This window comes from Corynebacterium sp. H78 (assembly GCF_037572275.1).
Classification (GTDB): domain Bacteria; phylum Actinomycetota; class Actinomycetes; order Mycobacteriales; family Mycobacteriaceae; genus Corynebacterium.
Genome location: NZ_JBBHKX010000006.1, coordinates 138,305 through 158,954, shown reverse-complemented (window position 1 = coordinate 158,954; position 20,650 = coordinate 138,305). Strand labels below are relative to the sequence as shown.

The 20,650-nt window shown below is 56.5% G+C and carries 17 protein-coding genes and 1 tRNA gene; 12 read left to right on the top strand and 6 right to left on the bottom strand.

Translation table 11 applies throughout. The annotated features are described in order from the left end of the window. Window positions 1–88 precede the first annotated feature (88 nt). The 8 genes from WG934_RS10205 to WG934_RS10170 all read left to right on the top strand — a co-directional run bounded on the left by WG934_RS10205 (window position 89) and on the right by WG934_RS10170 (window position 7,642). Entirely contained in the window at window positions 89–1,021 is a 933-nt protein-coding gene (locus WG934_RS10205; RefSeq protein WP_339980232.1) for a DUF368 domain-containing protein, read from the top strand. A gap of 41 nt (window positions 1,022–1,062) precedes the next feature. Next, window positions 1,063–1,139, top strand: a tRNA-Leu gene (locus WG934_RS10200). 188 nt (window positions 1,140–1,327) lie between these two features. Then, window positions 1,328–2,269 carry a hypothetical protein gene (locus WG934_RS10195; protein WP_339989976.1) on the top strand — a complete coding sequence of 314 codons (942 nt, stop codon included), beginning with the start codon at window positions 1,328–1,330 and terminating at the stop codon, window positions 2,267–2,269. Window positions 2,270–2,424: 155 nt separating this feature from the next. Continuing rightward, window positions 2,425–3,375, top strand: coding sequence for a hypothetical protein (locus tag WG934_RS10190; protein WP_339989975.1), 951 nt, complete (start codon window positions 2,425–2,427; stop codon window positions 3,373–3,375). A gap of 333 nt (window positions 3,376–3,708) precedes the next feature. Beyond that, complete coding sequence (locus tag WG934_RS10185; protein WP_339989974.1) at window positions 3,709–4,923, top strand: NAD(P)-dependent malic enzyme; 1,215 nt, start codon at window positions 3,709–3,711, stop codon at window positions 4,921–4,923. 48 nt (window positions 4,924–4,971) lie between these two features. Beyond that, complete coding sequence (locus WG934_RS10180) at window positions 4,972–5,877, top strand: ABC transporter substrate-binding protein (protein WP_339989973.1); 906 nt, start codon at window positions 4,972–4,974, stop codon at window positions 5,875–5,877. Then, window positions 5,877–6,857, top strand: coding sequence for an amino acid ABC transporter permease (locus WG934_RS10175; RefSeq protein WP_339989972.1), 981 nt, complete (start codon window positions 5,877–5,879; stop codon window positions 6,855–6,857). The genes WG934_RS10180 and WG934_RS10175 overlap by 1 nt, the downstream gene beginning before the upstream one ends. Continuing rightward, the gene (locus WG934_RS10170; protein ID WP_339989970.1) at window positions 6,857–7,642 is read left to right on the top strand and encodes an amino acid ABC transporter ATP-binding protein; all 786 of its coding nucleotides are present in this window, start codon (window positions 6,857–6,859) and stop codon (window positions 7,640–7,642) included. Before WG934_RS10175 ends, WG934_RS10170 begins: the two co-directional genes overlap by 1 nt. On the opposite strand, the gene WG934_RS10165 is transcribed toward WG934_RS10170, so the two are convergent. The 3 genes from WG934_RS10165 to WG934_RS10155 form a co-directional block, all read right to left on the bottom strand. After that, complete coding sequence (locus tag WG934_RS10165) at window positions 7,631–8,383, bottom strand: sulfite exporter TauE/SafE family protein (protein ID WP_339989969.1); 753 nt, start codon at window positions 8,381–8,383, stop codon at window positions 7,631–7,633. The genes WG934_RS10170 and WG934_RS10165 overlap by 12 nt on opposite strands. A 59-nt stretch (window positions 8,384–8,442) precedes the next feature. Beyond that, window positions 8,443–9,786, bottom strand: coding sequence for an NADP-specific glutamate dehydrogenase (gene gdhA / locus WG934_RS10160; protein WP_339980222.1), 1,344 nt, complete (start codon window positions 9,784–9,786; stop codon window positions 8,443–8,445). A 417-nt stretch (window positions 9,787–10,203) separates the two neighbouring features. Continuing rightward, on the bottom strand, window positions 10,204–10,587 hold the full coding sequence (locus tag WG934_RS10155; RefSeq protein ID WP_339989968.1) for a hypothetical protein: 384 nt from the start codon (window positions 10,585–10,587) through the stop codon (window positions 10,204–10,206). Window positions 10,588–10,801: 214 nt separating this feature from the next. Here WG934_RS10155 and WG934_RS10150 point away from each other — a divergent pair, with 214 nt between their 5' ends. The 4 genes from WG934_RS10150 to WG934_RS10135 all read left to right on the top strand — a co-directional run bounded on the left by WG934_RS10150 (window position 10,802) and on the right by WG934_RS10135 (window position 15,470). Then, a complete protein-coding gene (locus tag WG934_RS10150) occupies window positions 10,802–11,575 on the top strand; it encodes an ABC transporter permease (protein WP_339989967.1) in 774 nt (257 codons plus the stop codon). A 12-nt stretch (window positions 11,576–11,587) separates the two neighbouring features. Further along, window positions 11,588–12,673: a glycerate kinase gene (locus WG934_RS10145; RefSeq protein WP_339989966.1), complete on the top strand. Its 1,086-nt coding sequence runs from the start codon at window positions 11,588–11,590 to the stop codon at window positions 12,671–12,673. A gap of 46 nt (window positions 12,674–12,719) precedes the next feature. Next, window positions 12,720–14,069, top strand: coding sequence for a DUF4921 family protein (locus WG934_RS10140; protein ID WP_339989965.1), 1,350 nt, complete (start codon window positions 12,720–12,722; stop codon window positions 14,067–14,069). A 126-nt stretch (window positions 14,070–14,195) separates the two neighbouring features. Beyond that, on the top strand, window positions 14,196–15,470 hold the full coding sequence (locus WG934_RS10135) for an amidohydrolase (RefSeq protein WP_339989964.1): 1,275 nt from the start codon (window positions 14,196–14,198) through the stop codon (window positions 15,468–15,470). A 57-nt stretch (window positions 15,471–15,527) separates the two neighbouring features. Here WG934_RS10135 and glgP read toward each other — a convergent pair whose 3' ends face one another. The 3 genes from glgP to lgt all read right to left on the bottom strand — a co-directional run bounded on the left by glgP (window position 15,528) and on the right by lgt (window position 20,642). Beyond that, a complete protein-coding gene (glgP, locus tag WG934_RS10130) occupies window positions 15,528–18,137 on the bottom strand; it encodes an alpha-glucan family phosphorylase (protein WP_339989963.1) in 2,610 nt (869 codons plus the stop codon). A gap of 155 nt (window positions 18,138–18,292) precedes the next feature. Continuing rightward, window positions 18,293–19,717, bottom strand: a complete 1,425-nt coding sequence (gene pyk, locus WG934_RS10125) for a pyruvate kinase (RefSeq protein ID WP_339980214.1) — start codon at window positions 19,715–19,717, stop codon at window positions 18,293–18,295. A gap of 19 nt (window positions 19,718–19,736) precedes the next feature. Then, a complete protein-coding gene (gene lgt, locus WG934_RS10120; protein WP_339980213.1) occupies window positions 19,737–20,642 on the bottom strand; it encodes a prolipoprotein diacylglyceryl transferase in 906 nt (301 codons plus the stop codon). Between the last annotated feature and the right edge of the window lie 8 nt (window positions 20,643–20,650).

Below are 20,650 nucleotides of genomic sequence, written 5' to 3'. Positions count from 1 at the left end.
ATTTCTTTAGTCAAGATCACATTGTGACTATGCACTCTCGCGCGTTGATTACCAGCGTTTTTCGCTTTTACCCGTAGAGTTCTTCGTGATGAGTACACACGATGAAACCACCGACTTCCCTCGCCCGACTCCCGGCAATGTCCTTGGCAACACCGTCCGAGGCGGCCTGATCGGGCTCGCGGAAACGATTCCTGGAGTATCCGGGGGAACAGTTGCCCTCGTCACGGGCATCTACGAACGCCTCATTGGCTCTGCGAAAAACATCACTGATGTGCCGACCCACATCGGCAAGCCTTCTATGGGTTCTGCTTTACGACGAATCGACTGGATGCTTCTCATCCCAGTAGCGATCGGAATGTTGGCTGTCGTCTTTACGATGGCCGGCCCGATGGAGAGCTTCGTCACAAACCAACCGGTTGCTTCCCGCGCATTGTTCCTCGGCATGATCGCAGTGTCTGTGCTGATTCCATTTCAGGAGTTGAAGCCAGGTGCCATGAAGAGGCCCGGCATGCAGGGTAAGGCCATCGCGGTGTTCGTCTTCTTCGCCGTGATGACTTTCTGGCTCACCTCGTTGCCATCAGCCGCACCAACTAATCCTTCGTTGTGGATGGTCTTTATCGCTGCATCGATTGCGATCTGCGCGCTGGTGTTGCCTGGTGTGTCTGGTTCGTTCTTCTTGTTGGTCGTCGGCCTGTACGCGCCAACAATGGCCGCCGTTGATCAACGTAACTTTGCGTATCTGGGCACGTTCATGGCTGGTGCTCTGGTGGGCATTGTGTTGTTCGTTCGTGCGCTGGAGTGGATGCTGGAAAAGCACCACACCCTGACGCTCGTTGCAATGGCCGGTCTGCTGCTCGGCTCTCTACGTGCATTGTGGCCATGGCAGTCCGAAACAAACGAAATGCTTCGTGCCGGATCTGACTGGCCAATGGCCGCAGGATTGTTCTTGTTGGGCGGTGCGATTGTCGCCATTGTCGCAGTTGTGCAGCGTTATTTTTCTAAAGACGATGCCATAGACTAATATGATCACAGCTGCTTCGGAGCTACCGATTCGAAGCGAGCGCCCCTGTAGCCCAATTGGCAGAGGCAACGGATTCAAAACCCGTCCAGTGTGAGTTCGAGTCTCACCAGGGGCACCAGATAGAGACCCCGTTTACCAAGTTTTCTTGGTAGGCGGGGTCTTCTCATGCTACATAATCTCGCGCCAATTTCTAGCCCCAAGATTTTGCTGCACGAATCGCCTCGCACGTCTTAAGCGAACCGCCATGAACTGTTCTAGGCTCACCCATGCAACATTATTAAGCGCGTTAACTTGGAGGCGGGCATCATGGCGCATCACCCTTTTGACGATTCGCCTTCGCACCCAGGCGAAGGGCAATCTAGCAATGAACAAGCCTGGGGACAGGCCCCTCTGAACGGTTATAAAACTCATGGGTACGGCGATTTCGCGAGCGCGTCGTCAGGAATCACTTTTAGTTCAGACGATGCGCTTCCGCTTGACGACGTCGCTAGCGAGCAACACGCGTTAACAAATAATGATCTCGCTTTTCCTGAGCCTCAGCACTCGACACCTTTATGGCAGGTCGCGCTAGCGGGTCTTGCCATTGTGGTGGGGATCGCAGTTCTGCCACTGCCCGTGTTGAAGTTGGGCACACTTGGCGTACTTCCGGCCGTCATGTTGTCCGTCGCTCTCCTCGGTCCAGCAACCTGGTGGTTCTACAACGAATATCGCGCCAACCAGGCAGCAAAAGATCCGAATGCACTCCCCGAGATTGTTGATCAACACTGGACACCGATTGCGACGCTATGCGCCGGAGCAGTTTTCGCTGGCACCGCCCTTACCTTCACGTTGCCTGCTGTGACCGCTGACGCCGATGAACAAGTGGCGCTCACTACTTCGTCACTTTCGATTAAGTCGCCAGCGCCGAAGCCAAAAAGTACAACTGCAAGTGTGGAGCCAGTTGCCCCAGTAATTGAAACTGTCGAGGAAACCGTAGAAGAAACTGTCGACGAAACCGTCACAGAAACTACTGAACAAACAACCGCAGAGACCAGCGAAGAGACGACAGAGTCTTCGACATCAAGCCCGACGACCACGTCGACTTCCACCCCGTCCATACCTCGAAGCTCCGCGACCAGCATTCCCCGCAATCCAAGCGTCCCTTCGCAGCCAACACATCCGAACAATCCGCCGACCAACCGGTATCCCAAGACCTCGCCCACCCCTCCAGCAAGCTCCAATCTCAACCCAGAATATGGTCGTGGATAAGCATATTTATCTGCAAGTATGCTCCGAGACTGGATTCGCCGAACCCATACGACACGGCACCACACACCTTCATCACGCATCCAGCAAACATAGTTCTCACTGGATAGACTCAACTCACGCAGGGTTGTAACGCTAATTCACTCGGAGGCGAGTCCATGTCGCATGACAATTCCGATCGTTCAGAGTGGGATGCATCGGACAATCACCCCACTGATGAGCAAGCCTGGTCGAATGCCAGCGACAGCGACTTTGCGACAGACAGTGACTTTGCCGCTCATGGCTACGGCGCTTTTGGAAGCACGTCGTTCAATGCTACGGAGAGCAACGACTTCGACGATGCACTTCCGCTTAACGACGATGCCATTCAGCAACACGCATTTTACTCGGACAACTTCCAGTTTGAGGATGCTTCACATTCGACCACCTGGTGGAAAGTCGCGTTATCCTGCCTTGCAATCATCGCCGGTATCGCGGTATTGCCCCTTCCAGTGTTGAGGTCAGGATTACTGGGGGTTATTCCCGCAGTTTTGCTGAGCGTCGCTCTGATCGGGCCGGGTGCATGGTGGCTGTACAACGAATTCCGAGCAATCCAGGCGGCCAAGAATCCAAATGCACCAGCAGAGCTGATCGATAAGCACTGGACAGCTGTAGGCGCCTTGTCATTGGCTGCACTCGCTGCAGGTGGCGCACTGGCATTCGCCTTGCCTGAGAAGGACGCGAAGGAGGTTCCAGTAGCAGAAAAGCCTTCATCGTCGTCCAAGACTCCTCCGAAGCCGAAGTCGAAGTCCGCATCGAAAACTGTCACTGAAGATGTAGTCACGGAAACTACTACCGAATCATCGACGACGGAAACCACGACCGTAACGTCAGAATCGTCGACCGAGTCCTCGTCCACGACTGAAACGTCAACGACGGATGAGTCCACGACATCGGACGAACCAGATTATCCAACTGATCCCGACTATCCGACCGATCCTGACTACCCCACTGAGCCGGACTACCCAACTGAGCCCGATTACCCGACTGATCCCGACTATCCGACCGATCCGGATTACCCTGAGGATCCTCCTTTTGATCCTCCAACCGATGATTACGTGATCGAGTAGCGAGATTTAGCTCCATCATTTAGCTACGTCACCGTAGGTTTCTTCTCTACTTCCCTGAGGACTTCCCACCCCTCAGGGAGTTCCCCATGCCAGAACAGTGACTCAGCCCACACCTAACCACACAGGTCAACTAACGTTTTTGGGTGTCAGTGGATTACACTTTTCACCTATAAAACTCAGCAGTAGTCGACTGCAGGCTTCCATAGGATCATCGCGTCACACACCCTTGATGCGATCTCTGCACCAGTAACTCACCGGTCATCGTGCGTACCAAAAAGCCAGTCTGCACGCGCAAGTACATAGGTCATAGGTACCGAAGTGGGTCACGTAAGTATGGGAAACGAAGAGGCACAGTTGCCAAACAATTTTTCGCAAGCACACGTCACTGACGAAGAGATTTTCGCAGCGCACGAGGGTGGCAAGCTTGTCACCACGTCAACGCTTCCTCTCGACAGCATTCGTGACATGTCTATCGCGTACACCCCTGGTGTCGCTCGAGTTTGCGAGGCAATTCACGACGACCCATCAATGGCGCGAAAGTACACCTGGACGGGCAACAACGTCGCAATTATCAGCGACGGCACGGCAGTTCTCGGCCTCGGAGACATCGGGCCAAAGGCAGCACTGCCCGTGATGGAAGGCAAAGCACAGCTTTTCAGCCGTTTCGCCGGCTTGAATGCAGTGCCAATCGTGCTGGACACGAAGGATCCTGATGAGCTCGTCGACACGATTGCTCGGTTGGCTCCGTCGTTCGGGGGCATCAACCTGGAGGACATTTCCGCCCCGCGATGCTTCGAAATCGAGCGTCGTCTTGACGAAGCACTCGACATCCCTGTCTTTCACGATGATCAACACGGCACCGCAATCGTCATCACCGCAGGCCTACGCAATGCATGCAAGTTGACCAATCGCCGGATGGAGGACCTGCGCATTGTTATCTCTGGTGCCGGTTCTGCTGGCGTTGCGGCAACTCGCATGTTGCTCGCCGCTGGTGTCAAGGACATCACCGTCGTTGATTCCCGAGGCATAATTCATTCAGATCGCGAACCACTCAATGATGTGAAATCGTATCTCGCTCAGTTGACGAACCCACGCGGGCTGCAGGGACCTATCGACGAAGCCCTCAAAGGTGCAAATACCTTCATCGGGGTTTCCGCTGGTCATCTCTCGGAGAACCAGGTTGCACTCATGGGGGACGATCCAATCCTGTTCTCGTTGGCTAATCCGAACCCCGAGATTCCTTACGACATTGCTACCAAGTACGGTGCGATCGTTGCGACGGGTCGTTCGGACTACCCGAACCAGATCAACAACGTGCTCGCGTTCCCCGGCATTTTCCGTGGTGCCCTGAACGCTGGCGCAAAGCGCATTACGAAGTCAATGAAGTTGGCAGCAACTCGCGCTATCGCGGAGGTAGGCGCCGACGAGTTGTCGCCGCAGCGCATCATCCCATCTCCTTTGGACCCACGAGTACCGGTGGCCGTCGCAAAGGCTGTGGAAGACGCTGCTCGCAACGACAGCACATCTGGAGCTGACCTGAGCGTTTAAACTGGGGTAACCCTCAACGCTAACTCTTTGGTGAGTAAGATTTTCACCATGAGAAAACCCCTCACCACACTGGCGGTGACAGCGACACTTGCGCTGTCGACGGTGCTGACTTTGGGGTTGACTGGCTGCGTTACCAATAACGAAGGTGGTCATCCTGAAGGCTGGGCTGAAGTTAAGCCAGCTGCCGTCCCGGAATTGGCTGCGAAAGTTCCCGAGGACATCCGTAAGCGCGGGACCATTCGCATCGGTACAAATCCGACGTTCGCGCCAGCCGAGTTCAAAGACTCGCAAGGCAACATCATTGGTTTCGACATTGACCTCGCTAAGGCAACAGCAGCCGTTCTCGGCTTGGATCTTGTTGTTCAAGAGCAGGACTTTGCACTGATTCTGCCGTCAGTGTCGGGCAATGCTGTTGACTTTGGAGCATCGGGATTCACGTCAAATGAAGAACGTCGTAAGACCTACGACTTCGTTGACTACCTGGACACTGGTTTGCAGTGGGCACGGTCCCCTGAATCTGACATCACGCCAGATACCGCATGCGGCAAGACTGTCGCAGTACAGCGCAACACTGTCGCGGATATGGATGACCTTCCGCTCAAGAACCAGGAGTGCTTGGATAAGGGACTTCCGGCGATCGACAAACTCGCGTATCAGGATGCCGGTACTGCAGCTACTGCGGTCGTGCTCGGCCGTGCCGAAGCGCTGGCCGCCGACTCCCCCGTCAGTGCATGGGCTGTCGCTCGTTCCGATGGAAAGCTCGAAATGGCAGGAGACATCTACGACTCTGCGCCGTTCGGTTGGCCAGTACCAAAGGACTCCGAGCTCGGCCCAGTCTTGGCCGAAGCTCTCCAACACCTGATTGATACCGGCGAGTACCAGCGCATTTTTGCCATGTGGGGACTTGAAGATGGCGCTGTCGAACAGGCCACCATTAACGGAGAGGACTATTAATGAGCACGTCGGCAACGCCTGTCGGACGCCATACTGCGTCTAACGAAGAGCTCAACGCTGAAATTAAGGCCCGCCCCCTGCCACGACCTGGCCGGTGGATTGCAGCCATCATCCTGCTTGCCCTCGCTGCCTGGTTTATCATCAGTGCCTCGCAGAACGAGGCATACCACTGGGATACGTACCGCCAGTACCTGTTTGACACGCGCATCGCAGAAGCTGCTGGGTGGACATTGGCGCTGACTATCATTGCGATGCTCATTGGCATCGTCGGTGGTGCACTCATTGCGGTTCTCCGCATGTCCGACAACCCAGTGCTCTCCACCGTCGCATGGCTCTACCTTTGGATCTTCCGTGGCACCCCAGTCTACGTTCAGCTCGTCTTCTGGGGCCTGTTGTCCACTATTTACAGCTCCATCAATCTCGGTTTCACTGAGCTGGACTTGACGACGATCCTGTCAAACACCTTCGTCCTCGCATTCTTAGGACTGGGTTTGAACGAGGCCGCGTACATGGCGGAAATTGTCCGTGCTGGTATTCAGGCAGTTCCGGAAGGACAGACCGAAGCGTCGAAGGCTCTGGGTATGAGCTGGCGTCAGACGATTACTCGTACTGTTCTGCCACAAGCCATGCGCATCATCATCCCGCCAACAGGCAATGAGTTCATCTCCCTGCTGAAGACCACGTCGCTGGTCATCGCAGTGCCATTCACCTTGGAGCTGTATGGTCGCTCGACCGATATTGCGAATGCCATCTTCTTGCCAGTACCGATGCTGCTAGTTGCTGCGACCTGGTACTTGGTCATCACCTCGGTATTGATGGTTGGTCAGCACTACCTGGAGCGCTACTTTGCACGTGGCGCGACGCGCCAGCTCACGGCTCGCCAGTTGGCAGCCCTTGCCGATGCAGAAGGCATCCCGCTGGCTAACACCCGCGTGGTCGATCACGAAGAACGTCGATTCAACCAGGAGGATCCTCAGTAATGACTACCACTGATGCACGACCGGATTTGATGGTCGAAGCTCAACGAGTACGAAAGAATTTCGGTCGTCTCGAAGTCCTCAAAGGCATCGATCTCGAGGTTCCTCGTGGCACGGTGACGTGCCTTATCGGCCCGTCGGGAAGCGGTAAGTCTACCTTCCTACGCTGCGTCAACCATCTGGAAAAGGTCAACGCGGGTCGCCTGTATGTGGACGGTGAGCTCATCGGCTACCGCGAAAAGAAGGGCGTCCTACACGAGATTTCTGAAGCAGATGCTGCCCGCCAGCGTCGCGATATCGGGATGGTGTTCCAGAACTTCAACCTGTTCCCGCACCGCACAGTGATGGGCAACATCATTGAAGCGCCAATCCAGGTCAAGGGCGTTATTCCAGACCAAGCGCGTGCCAAGGCTGACGAGCTTCTCAACATCGTGGGACTTTCCCACAAGGCTGATGCCTACCCTGCTCAGTTGTCCGGCGGTCAGCAGCAGCGCGTCGCTATTGCCCGCGCACTCGCGATGGAACCAAAGCTCATGCTTTTCGACGAGCCGACATCCGCCCTCGACCCTGAACTCGTGGGCGAGGTCCTGAACGTGATGCGTGAACTGGCGAATCGTGGCATGACGATGATCGTCGTCACGCATGAGATGGGTTTCGCGCGCGAAGTAGCCGATCAGGTTGTTTTCATGGCTGATGGTGTTGTGGTGGAAGCCGGCGCACCGGAGCAGGTACTGGGTGAGCCACGAGAAGAGCGCACCCGCGAGTTCCTGTCTTCCCTATTGAAATAGCAGTCCGCGCACAAGGATGATGAAGGCGCCCGTTGCAGCGATGATCAACGCTAAGCGACGGGCCTTTTTCGTTGGTACTTTCGCCGACACGCGGGTGCCTACCCATAAGCCTCCTAGCATCCCGACGAAACACAGCGGCCACAACAGCCATGGAGTCATCGTGAAGATGCTGTGATCTGCGCTCAGCTCTTTAGTCAGCAGTGAAAGCGCGCCTGAGACGAAGAACAATGGTTGCAGCGTTGGCGCAAACGTCTGCTGCGGCCATCTACTGAGCTGTGCGTACACAGTGATCGACGGACCCGCGATTCCGGCAAGTGTATTCATGAAGCCTCCCGCCACACCGGCGGTTGAGGCGTACTGGGGACCGTCGACACGCATGTGGTCGGGCATGTACGTCGTCACAAGCAAACCGATCAGCACGAGTCCGCCCACCGCAACTTGAAGTGGTCCGGTCGGCGTGTTGTGCACCACCCACGCTCCTGGGATCGCGCCGAGCACCATAAACGGGCCGATCAGCCAGAACTTTCGCCAATCGATGTTCTCCCGCACCGATACCGCCTGCATGATTGCGTTGACGGCTGCGAGGACGTTGATGATTAGTACACCTGCGACTGGGCCGACTAAGAGGCTCAACACAGGTGCGCCGATAAGGCCTAGTCCCATACCTGACACTCGTTGCATACCCGAGCCAACGAATACGACAAGCACGACAATGACAAAAGCCCACACCGATACGTCCACGTCGGGAAGTGTATCGGTGTGGGCCTACGTGCCACACGTTAGGTATCTACTAGGTGAAACTAGATAACACCCTGTGCGAGCATTGCGTCGGCAACCTTCTTGAAGCCAGCGATGTTAGAGCCGATAACGTAGTCGTGCTCATGGTCGTACTCAGCCGCGGTGTTTTCACACGTACGGAAGATGTTCTTCATAATGCCCTTGAGACGCTCATCAGTGTAGTCGAAGGACCAAGAGTCACGGGTAGCATTCTGCTGCATTTCCAGAGCGGACGTTGCAACGCCACCAGCGTTAGCAGCCTTGCCTGGTGCGTACATGATCTTCGACTCACGGAACACTGCAATAGCTTCTGGGGTCGATGGCATGTTTGCGCCTTCAGCGACGTAACGGCAGCCATTAGCGACGAGCATGCGGGCAGATTCGCCGTCGAGCTCGTTCTGAGTTGCACATGGAAGTGCGACATCGCACTCCAACTCCCAGATGTTTCCACCTGCGTGGAAGGTAGCACCTTCAGACTCTGCTACATAGTCAGAGACACGACCGCGACGTACTTCCTTGATGCTCTTCAGAAGTTCTACATTGACACCCTTAGGCGTAGAAACGTAGCCGGAGGAGTCAGAGAAGCCGACGACCGTTGCGCCAAGCTGCTGCGCCTTCTGGATAGCGTAGATTGCCACGTTGCCGGAACCGGAAACGATGACCTTTGCGCCAGACAGCGACTCATTGTGCGATGCCATCATCTCTTCAGTGAAGTAGACAACGCCATAGCCCGTAGCTTCGGTACGGACCAGCGAACCGCCCCAGGTCAAGCCCTTACCGGTCAAGACACCGGACTCGTGCTGGTTGGTCAGACGTCGGTACTGACCGAAGAGGTAACCGATCTCACGGCCACCGACGCCGATGTCGCCTGCAGGGACATCGCGGTACTCGCCCATGTGGCGGTGCAGCTCAGTCATGAATGACTGGCAGAATCGCATGATCTCCAGGTCCGTCTTGCCCTTAGGGTCGAAGTCCGAGCCACCCTTGCCGCCACCAATTGGCAGGCCAGTCAGGGAGTTCTTGAAGATCTGCTCGAAACCAAGGAACTTAATAATGCCGAGGTTTACGCTTGGGTGGAAACGAAGGCCACCCTTGTATGGTCCCAGAACCGAGTTGAACTGGACGCGGAAGCCACGGTTCACGTGAACATTACCCTGATCATCGATCCATGGCACACGGAAGATCAGCTGACGCTCAGGCTCGCACAAACGCTGAACCAGGCCCAATTCACCGTAATGAGGATCCTTTTCCAGGACGATCTTCAGGGATTCGAGAACCTCAGCAACTGCCTGGTGAAACTCTGGTTCACCAGCATTGCGGCGGAGAATCTCCTCATAAAAGTTCGCAACAGAACCGTCGATGCTCAACTTTTCACCTCTCTACACAACCGCCGGAAACACCACCTACGGTTTTCTTTCTCCTTATACGAAGGAGGAAGCTCTCGCAGCGCGCCGTCGTGAAGCAAGCTTCAACTCCGCTACTCTGCGAGTCCCGAAAGCGCCGACCTGAACGGTGAAGACGATTGGAACAATGGGATATTCTTCCACGTTCCCTGGCGGGCGCTACAAGAGGGGCGGGTAATTTTTCTCAATAATTACCCCCAACGTCTCACTTGGTGAAAAAGTCGGGCGACTTTTAGTTATCTAAACATGTTCGGTAAGAACGGCTTATTTAACTTAATAGGGATAGGCCGGAGATTATTCACCCCGACTTATCGGGTGTGCCCCAGTCATCGAACTATCCATACAGGCTCAATTTTCGAGCGTCCACACACGCGTCAAAAGCTACGGACGGATGCGAACCATCCATGGGTAGGTCGCCACTTCCTCAAAGAGTTCCTCAAACTCACGCAGAACTGGATCCGCTGGCAACTCCGCCTCCGGCGTCAGCAGCTTCGACAGATCCATTGCCAATGCGTTGAGCGAGCCAGACTCCTTGGTGAACTCGAGCTCATAACGCTCCACCGCACGCTCCCCCAGCGGCTCATCTGGATTCTGCTCTTCCCACTGCTCGACCAACTGCTTCTCGACGGGTGCCGGTTGATGTGTCACCGTCACACCACTAATGCGTCCCCCGTTTTCAAACTCCTGCAGTTGAGCAGCAAAAGCATTCGCGAGCGAGTCGACGTCAGATGGAAGGACCAGGCAATCAAAGTAGATAGCAGACATAACAGTAAGGCTAACCTAACTAACCGGGGTGAGCAAGGAATTTCGCAGAGTATTGGTGAGATGCTTCACCATACTGCGCGGGGTTATGCGCTGAGCTAGAAGGTGGCACAAGTAGTAGCGAGAGCGGAGCCACGAGCCATAATGACACCGCACGCAGCGTCTGGGCTTTCCAATCAGCCCTAGCTCCACGCCTGCGTCCAGTAGCGTGAACAGTGTGAAAACTTCGCTCGTCAACATCGGCCCGACACTTATCGTCGTACTCGTTCTCCTTGTCATCATCGCGATGGCCGTGACCGCTATAGCGAAGCAAGAACAGTGGAAGTCAATGCCATGGGCAGCAATTCGTGCGACGCTCCAATTACTGGCGCTCGCAGGCATTTTGACACTGATCGTCGATAACCTGTGGCTCGTCGCCCTGTTCGTTTCGGTAATGGCATGGATTGCGGCGTGGACATCGTCGGGGCGAGTAGCACCTCACCGCTTTAAGCCAGGAACGAATGATCGCCTATCCCGGATTCGTTCGGCAACCTGGAGTTTGCTGCCCGTCGCAGGATTCCCCATCATGCTCGTCGTGTGCCTAGTTCTTGTCGGCGTTGTCCCCGCTAACGGCATTGCCATCATTCCGGTCGCCGGCATTTTCATTGGCAACGGCATGACGCTGACCACGCTAACGGCGCGACGTTGCCACGATGAACTTTCGTTGCGACACGGTGAAGTTGATGCCGCACTTGCTCTCGGATTTGCCAGATCACAAGCTCGCCTCATCGTGATCCGCAATGCCGCGGTGACAGCGCTGACACCGTCGATCGACTCCACGCGCACCGTTGGTGTGGTGACCATCCCCGGCGCTTTCGTCGGCATGATTCTTGGTGGTGCGTCGCTTATCGACGCCGCTGTCATGCAGCTTTTCGTCATGCTTGGCATTTTGGCTGTTGCAGCGGTGGCCAACTACATCACCACCATGTTGATTGCGCAGAACAAGCTATAAGGAAGCTTCACCATGAACCGTGACCTGATTGTTTGTTGCCCTGATTCCTTTAAAGGCACTGCCACGGCACAGCAGGCTGCTCGTGCATTGGCAAACGGAGCACGGTCGTTAAGGCCTCGCGATTCCGACGGGACGTGGGACGTTGTCGAAGCACCCATGGCCGACGGCGGCGAAGGAACAGCCGAGCTGCTCGCAGGACCAACCGGCACTCCTCATGAGGTTGCCACCGTCGATGCCATTGGCCGCCCCACAACAGCAGTGTGGTGGTCTGATCCGCAAGGAACCACTTGCTACCTCGACCTGGCTGCGGCCTCTGGGCTTCCCACCGTCTCCGACGCGAAAGACCCGCTGAACGCATCTACAGTCGGCACCGGCCTAGTCATCCGCGACTGTTTGCTGAACGCCCCAGGTATCACCACCGTCGTCCTGTGTCTGGGTGGCTCCGCGACCACCGACGGAGGCGCAGGCATCGTCGAGGCTCTGCTAAACCCCACCGATCTTGCCGCCGACGCTGCCGACCGACTGCACGAACGACTGAGCACTATCAACTGGGTACTGGCACACGACGTGATGACTCCCCCACGCGAAGCCGCACAAGTCTTCGGCCCACAAAAGGGAGCCTCCCCAGAGCAGGTCGACATACTCACTGCCCGACTGCTTGCCTGGTGCGACCACTGCGGAGTCGATCCCGACACCCCCGCCTATGGCGCAGCCGGTGCCACCGCTGTCGGCATTGCTCACCTCTGCCGAGCACTAGGCTCCACAATGACCATGCGCATCGGCGCCGACCTCGTCGCCCGCACCACTGGCCTCCTCGAACTCCTCCCCCGCTGCGCACTACTCATCACTGGCGAGGGGCGTATCGACGACCAAAGCCATGTAGGCAAAGTCGCCGGCTACCTCATCGACGCTGCCAAAGAACACAACGTGCCTGTTCACCTCGTAGCGGGCGAGGTTGACCGGGAGGCGATCGTCGTAAAGCAAGCAACGGCGTGGACGCAACTGACTGGGCCGATGAGCAATACGCTGGCTGACTTGGAAACAGCGGGTGCGGAGGCGGTCCAGCGACTGTGCGATTCGCAGGCACAGGAGGGGTAAGAGTTCGCGCTGCCAACACGCCAGCACCCGCCGTAATGTGGGAAGCATGCAGGCTAATGGAAATCCAATTGTCACTTTGGCTGATGGCACGGTCAAGCAGCTCAATCCGTTCTCGGGCACACAGGTGTGGACGGTTCCGGGGCGCGGAAATCGCCCACTAGGGGTTAAGAACGAGCAGCCGAAACCGCTCACCGAGGATGACTTCACGAAGCGCGACGCGTTTGGTTCGGACAATCCGCTGTTGACGCCCCCGGAGAAAGCTCGTGTTGTCCGCGATGAGCAGTCGCCGACGGGTTTCCGCACAATCACAGGCGTATTACCTGGCCAGGTACACGACACGGTCGCCGAGTTCCGTCGCGTGCCCAACCTCTTCGAGATTGTCACCTACGACTACTGGACCAAGAACTACGGCTTCGTCCCAGATGCCGAAACTAAGCACCGCATGGCGACGTACCTCGCAGACGAACAAGGTCGCGAGCATGTATTGAATATCGTGCGTACCAGGCTCAAGGCGTCCGGCAAGCCAGCAGCGGACGTCGACGCCATGGCTGACGACGAACTTCTACAACGCGCACCCGACTACTTTGCGGGCGGCCACGATGTGATCATTGCTCGTCGGCACTTCATCGACGGGGCGACGCATGACGACCAGTTGGCATCGTCGGGAACGCTCACCGTCGATGAGCACCGCGCGCTGACCGCGTTCACGGTGGAGTCCATCGCTGACCTGTACCGACGCAACCGCTATGTGCGCTACGTCGTTGCGTTCCAAAACTGGCTCAAACCAGCCGGCGCCAGCTTCGACCACCTGCACAAGCAGTTGGTAGCTATCGACGAACATGCGGAAAGCCTGAAACGAGAAGTCACCAAACTCCGCAACGAGCCAAACATGTACAACGAACTGGCCGTCGACTATGCCGCACGCCAAAACCTCATCCTGGCGGAAAACGACCACGCCATCGCGTTCGCTGGTTTCGGGCACCGCTACCCGACGTTGGAAATCTATTCCAAGTCCGCAGTATGCGAACCATGGCTACAAAGCGATGAAGAAGTCGCAGCCATGTCCGACCTCATCCACGCTTGCCATGCGGCAGCAGGCGCCTCCATTCCATGCAACGAAGAATGGCACCACCGCCCAGTCGACCTCGCAGAACGGATGCCGTGGCGGGTGATGATCAAATGGCGCGTCTCCAACCTCGCAGGCTTCGAAGGTGGCACCAAGATCTATCTGAACACCATCTCCCCGTGGGACATGCGCGATCGCGTCGTCCCACGCCTCTATGAGCTTCGCGACGCCGGACACATCTCACGCAATATCCGCATTGCGACGGAATGCTCGTGCAGGCCAAACTCCCTGCGATACAACCCACATGTCGAGGACTCGCCACGTATTTAAGTTGAGGACTCTCCACGTATTTAACAAGTATTCAACTCACGTTGGCCCAGGATGTGACTAGGTAAACGTGGCCGGGGTTACAGTAGTCGAGAACACCATGAATTGACTACCGCCCAAGGAGCCCTGGTGCAGACCACCTCTGCCGTCGACATCCTGTCGAATCACACTGCCGATTTGAGCTGGCAACGCGATGTTTATACACATCTGCACGCCAATCCAGAACTGTCCGAAGAGGAACGCGAAACGTCCTCTTTTATCGCGGACAAGCTGCGTGCCATGGGTGATTTCGAGGTTCACGAAAACATCGGTGGCTACGGCCTGGTGGGAATTCTGCGCAATGGCGACGGCCCCGTCGTTCTGTTCCGTGCCGATATGGATGCACTTCCTGTCGACGAACAAACCGGAGTCGACTTCGCTTCCACAAAGGTCAGCGTCGCCCGTGATGGCTCCCGCACAAAAGTCATGCACGCATGTGGGCACGACATGCATATGACGGCCGGGCTCGGGGCTGCTGCGATCATCCATAACACGAGAGAACACTGGTCTGGCACCTATATCGCGTTGTTCCAGCCATCAGAAGAAAAGGCTAGTGGCGCGTCAGCCATGATCCATGACGGACTGGGGCGCATTATCCCCAAACCTGATGCATGCTTCGGGCAGCACGTTGTCCCGGGCGCTGCAGGCACCGTCATGACCATGCCAGGACCTGCACTGGCCGGCTGCGACACCATCACGATCGAGCTCACTGGCCGCTCAGCACATGGCTCGATGCCACACAATTCGATTGATGCAACATATCTTGCTGCATCTATTGTGCTGCGTCTACAAGGTCTTGTCGGTCGCGAGGTCCCACCACATGAGTTTGGTGTCGTCAGTGTAGGAACGCTCCAGTCCGGCAATTCCAACAACACCATCCCCGGCACAGCCCGGATCGTGCTGAATATGCGCTTCTACTCCAACGATGTCCGCACTACGCTCATCGACGGAATCGAGCGAATCGTTCGAGGCGAATGCATCGCTTCCGGCTGTGACAGCGAACCAGTCATCACCTACTCGGACCACGGAGAAGTCACGGACAACTCAACCGAGCTCTTCCAGACCATTCGGCCAGTGTTCGATGCGATCCTCGGCGATGACTCGATTGACGCCACGGCCTGGACCGCCTCAGAAGATTTCGCCGACATCCCCCGTGGTCTCGGCTCCCCTTACGTCTATTGGACCGTCGGAGCCACCCCCCGAGAACAATGGGACAACGCAGTAAAGGCCGACCGCGTAGTGGAAGACATCCCTTCCAACCACATGTCGACGTTCATCCCTGACTACGAACCTACCGTCGCAGCCGCCACCACGGCAGCCGCCGCAGCTGTGCTGGCTACGTTGGATAGTCGCTCGTCGTCGTAAAGCAAAAACTCCCGCAGCTCAGAAGGAACTGTGGGAGTTTCAGCTTTTCTAACGGGTTTACGCGTTCTCGTTTGCGTAAGTGATCAGACCCGTCTCCGCTGGGTTTGCCAGCAGCAGGTTATTTGGTACCGCACGCACGGTGTAACCGTAGCCACCTGGAACATCGATGTTCACGGTCGCGGTGTAGCGGCCTTCCTCAGCGTGGGTCATCTCGTAGACCTCAGGGTTTTCGATCTCACCGTTCGCGTCAAGCTTGCCGACGATCGCCTGAACCGTGATGTCGTCAGGAGCAAGGGTGCCGAGCTCAAGATCGACACAAATGGTGGCGTCTTGGCCTGCAAGCTGGCCATTCTCGATTGGAGTGCCCTCACAGGTAGCGTGCGTGAGCGACAAGTTCGGCCATGCCTGGTGAACATGCTCAGTCCAATTCACGAACTGACGAGCCGTGTCGCCGTCAGCCGTGATGAGACGGATAGCGTGATCTGCAGGACGGTAGTAGCCCTCCGTGTAGTCACGAACCATGCGGGTCGACGTAACCTTTGGCGACAACGTCGCGAAGGACTCACGAACACGGTCCATCCACTTCTGTGGCACGCCGCTTTCGTCGCGGTCGTAGAACAGTGGAGCAATCTCGTTCTCGAGCAGGTCGTACATTGCCTGAGATTCAAGCTGGTCACGGTAGCCGAAATCTGGGGAATCGACGGTTGGGATGGTCCAGCCCGTCTCGTCCTTTGGCATTTCGTCCCACCAGCCATCAGAGATAGACAAGGTCATGCAGCCGTTCATGACTGCCTTCATGCCCGAGGTACCCGATGCTTCCTGTGGGCGAACTGGGTTGTTCAGCCAGATGTCGGAGCCGGAAATCAGGTAGCTTGCCAACTCGATGTCGTAGTCCGGCAGGAACAAGAAACGATCACGGACGCCAGCTTCATCTGCGAAGCGGATGATCTCCTGCATGAGCTGCTTGCCACCCATGTCGTGTGGGTGAGCCTTACCAGCGATGACGAACTGAACTGGACGCTCTTCGTTCAGCAAAATGGAACGCAGACGCTGTGGGTCCTTGAGCATCAGTGTCAGTCGCTTGTAGGTGGAAACACGGCGAGCGAAACCAACGGTCAGCACATTTGGATCCAGCACGCGGCGGGTCCACGACAACTGTGCTTCGTCCAAACCACGGTTCAGCCACGACTTGTGAGTTGCTTCACGAGCAACCTCAACCAGATCCGCGCGCATCTCGTTACGAACAGCCCAGAATTCTTCATTCGTCACTGCATCCGGCTTGTTCCACTCATTCACAACCGTGATGTCCTTATGCTCGGACACACGCGCCACAATGTCTTCCATCTTGGAGTTAACCCACGTTGGCAGGTGCACACCATTGGTGACAGAGCCGATTGGCACTTCAGCTGGCTCGTAGCCTGGGTACAGAGACTGGAACATGTCACGCGACACCACACCGTGGAGCTTTGCGACGCCGTTTGCACGCTGCGACAGACGCAGACCCATGTGCGCCATGTTGAAACGGTGCGGATCCTGCTCGCGGCCGAGATCCAACGCGCGGTCCACAGGAACACCTGGGCACAGCTTCGAGGTGCCATTGCCACCAGCATCGACATAGCGACGTACCAGTTCCATGTCGAAGCGGTCGATACCAGCTGGCACTGGGGTGTGCGTGGTGAAGATGTTGCCGGCACGGACAATTGCCAGCGATTCTTCGTAGGAGTTGCCCTCGTCCATGCGCTCGCGGATACGCTCCAAGCCAAGGAAACCAGCGTGGCCTTCGTTGAGGTGCGCAACGCGTGGACGAGCCAAGCCACGGGAGTCACAGAAAGCATTTACTGCACGAACACCACCCACGCCGAGGACGAGCTCCTGGCGGATACGGTGCTCGTTGTCGCCACCGTACAGGCGGTCAGTGATGCCACGCAGGTCATCTGGGTTCTGTGGAATGTTGGTGTCCAGCAGGAGCAACGGAACGCGACCAACCTGAGCAACCCACAGAGCGATAGCAACCGTGCGATCGTCTGGGAAATCAACGTTCACGATGATCTGTTCGCCGGACTCATCGGTAACCTTCAGAACTGGCAGGTCGACTGGAGGGTGCTCGAAGTAGGACTCCTCCTGCCAACCCTCAGTCGACAGCGACTGGGTGAAGTAGCCGAAGGTGTACAGCAAGCCGATACCAATCAGCGGAACACCCAAATCTGACGCGGACTTCATGTGGTCGCCGGCAAGAACACCGAGACCACCAGAGTAGATCGGCAGTGATGGGTCAATACCGAACTCCATGGAGAAGTACGCAGCAACTGGATCCGTGGACGTGCGGTTGGTTGCACCAGTGGTTGCGCGGTCCGCTACCTGGTGAACTTCGTGAGTGGACTGGAACCACATTGTGTCCTGCAGGTACTTGTCCAGATTGTCTGCCTGAATGCGGACATTAGCCAAGTACTGCTCATCTGCAGCAAGCTCAGCCAGACGGCTCTGCGAGCACTTGTGCAGAACTTCCATTGGGTTTCGGGTTGATGCCCACAGTTCCTGATCGATGTTCTCGAACAACTCGCGCGTTGGTCGGTGCCACGACCAACGCAAGTTCATTGCGAGACGAACCAAAGGTTCGAGTGCTGATGGGATGTTATAAGAGACCTCAAGGGTGCCAGTTGCCTTCATACTCTGAAAGCTATCCCAAGGATAGTGAGCCTGCCACACGGGGGATAATTTTCCCTATAAAACGGGCAGCACTTCTGCGTTTTAACGCAAAAATGCGGAGCGGGGGTATACCCCGCTCCGCATTCTCGACCCCTCGGATACGCCTCTGACGACTACTAATTCGAGTTCGTCGTGTCCTCACCAAGGAGATGCACGTGAATCAAGTTAGTATTGCCTTCATTTCCTGGAGGTGTTCCCGCGACAACCACCATGGTGTCGCCACGAGAGTAGTCCGGCATCGCTACCAAAATCTCATCAATAACCTGCATGATCTCGTCGGTAGTTTTCACCATGCGCGTCAGGAAGGTCTCGGCACCCCAGGTCAGCGCAAGCTGCGAGCGCACCGACTGGTTTGGAGTAAACACCAACAGTGGCAAGTGGGAGTGCAAGCGCGCTACGCGACGAGCGGTATCACCTGAAGACGTAAACGCGACCAGCGCACGTGCATTCAAACGTTCGCCAATGTCGCGCGCCGCGTAAGAAATAACACCACGCTTGGTACGAGGCACATGCGTTAGTGCTGGTACTTCACCGTCACGCTCTGCTGCGGTGACAATTCGCGCCATGGTACGCACGGTCTGCTGCGGGTACTTACCAATCGACGTTTCGCCCGACAACATAACAGCGTCCGCACCGTCGAGCACTGCGTTGGCCACATCCGATGCCTCCGCACGCGTTGGGCGCGAGTTCACGATCATGGAATCAAGCATCTGCGTTGCGACGATAACTGGCTTCGCATTCTCACGCGCAATCTGAATTGCCCGCTTCTGCACCAAAGGCACGTCTTCCAGCGGAACTTCAACACCAAGGTCACCACGGGCAACCATGACTGCGTCGAACGCCAGAATAATAGCCTCAAGCGCGTCAACGGCCTCAGGCTTTTCCAGCTTCGCAATCACTGGAACTCGACGTCCCTCTTCGTCCATTACAGCGTGGACCAGCTCAATGTCAGCTGGCGAACGAACGAAGGACAGAGCGATAAAGTCAACGCCAAGACGCAGCGCGAAACGCAAGTCTCGGATGTCCTTCTCGCTCAATGCAGGAACGGAAATATCCATTCCTGGCAGCGAAACGCCCTTATTGTTGGATACTGGGCCACCTTCGATGACCTTACAAACAACGTCGTTTCCATCAACCTCGATGCACTCGAGGCCGACCTTGCCATCGTCGACAAGAAGGCGGTCCCCCGGCTTCGCGTCTTTCGCTAGGTTCTTGTACGTCGTGGAGACACGATCGTGCGTGCCTTCACAATCTTCAACGGTAATACGGACGATCTCACCGTCCGCCCAGTACGTGGAGTCTTCCTTGAAACGTCCGAGGCGAATCTTCGGTCCCTGCAAGTCAGCGAGAATACCCACTGCACGACCGGTTGCATCGGATGCTTCACGGACCCATCGGTAATTCTGTTCATGGTCAGCGTGCTCACCATGAGAGAAGTTCAGACGGGCTACATCCATGCCGGATTCTACGAGGCCATTAATGCCCTCCAGTGAGGCTACAGCCGGACCGAGGGTACATACGATCTTTGTTCGTCTTTGCACGTTTCCTACCCTATCCCGTTCAGTTCATAGCTGCAGGAGCCTCGCCCCTGACATAGGCTTCAGATTCTCTAGTCTTCTTGCGCAGCAACCACAGCACAACGCATGCGCCAACAAAGACCACTGCAGAGGTGATCGTGTTGATACGCAGCCCCATCACCATCGTTGCAGTATCCGTGCGCATAAGTTCGATCCAGAATCGACCCAAGGTATAACCAGCTACATACAACGCGAATACCCGGCCGGCTCCCAACTTGAAACGACGATCAGCCCACAGCAGCACGGCACAAATCAACAAGTTCCACAACAACTCATACAGGAACGTCGGATGCACAACATCCATGACAACCCCAGTCGAGGTACCTGTTACCGGCGCAAAGTTACCGGCTTCGTCGACCCGCTCGTAGATCTCCAAACCCCACGGCAGCGTCGTCGATGCACCGTACAACTCCTGGTTGAACCAGTTTCCGAGCCTACCCACAGCCTGACCGAGAATGATGGCCGGCGCCGCGGCGTCGAGAAGCGGAGCAACTGGAACCTTCCGGTACTTTGCGACGGCGACCGCCGCCAACGCGCCAAACACCACTGCACCCCAAATGCCCAGGCCGCCATTGGTGATCTTGAGGGCATCGACAGGGTTGGCACCCTCGCCAAAATACTTCGGCCAATCGGTGAGGACATGGTAAATGCGACCGCCAATAATGCCCGCAGGAACGACCGCGATAGCAACATCGAGAACAAGCTCAGGGTCGCCACCGCGATCTTTGTAGCGCTTGCGCATCAACAGAATGCCGAGAATGACACCAGCCAAGATTGACATGGCATAGCCCCGAACCGGCAGCGGACCTAACTCCCACACGCCTTGTGGCGGTGAGGGAATATTCGCAAGATAGTCGACAGTGGCAGTCGCAGACAGAAGAGTGTTCACGTCATGCG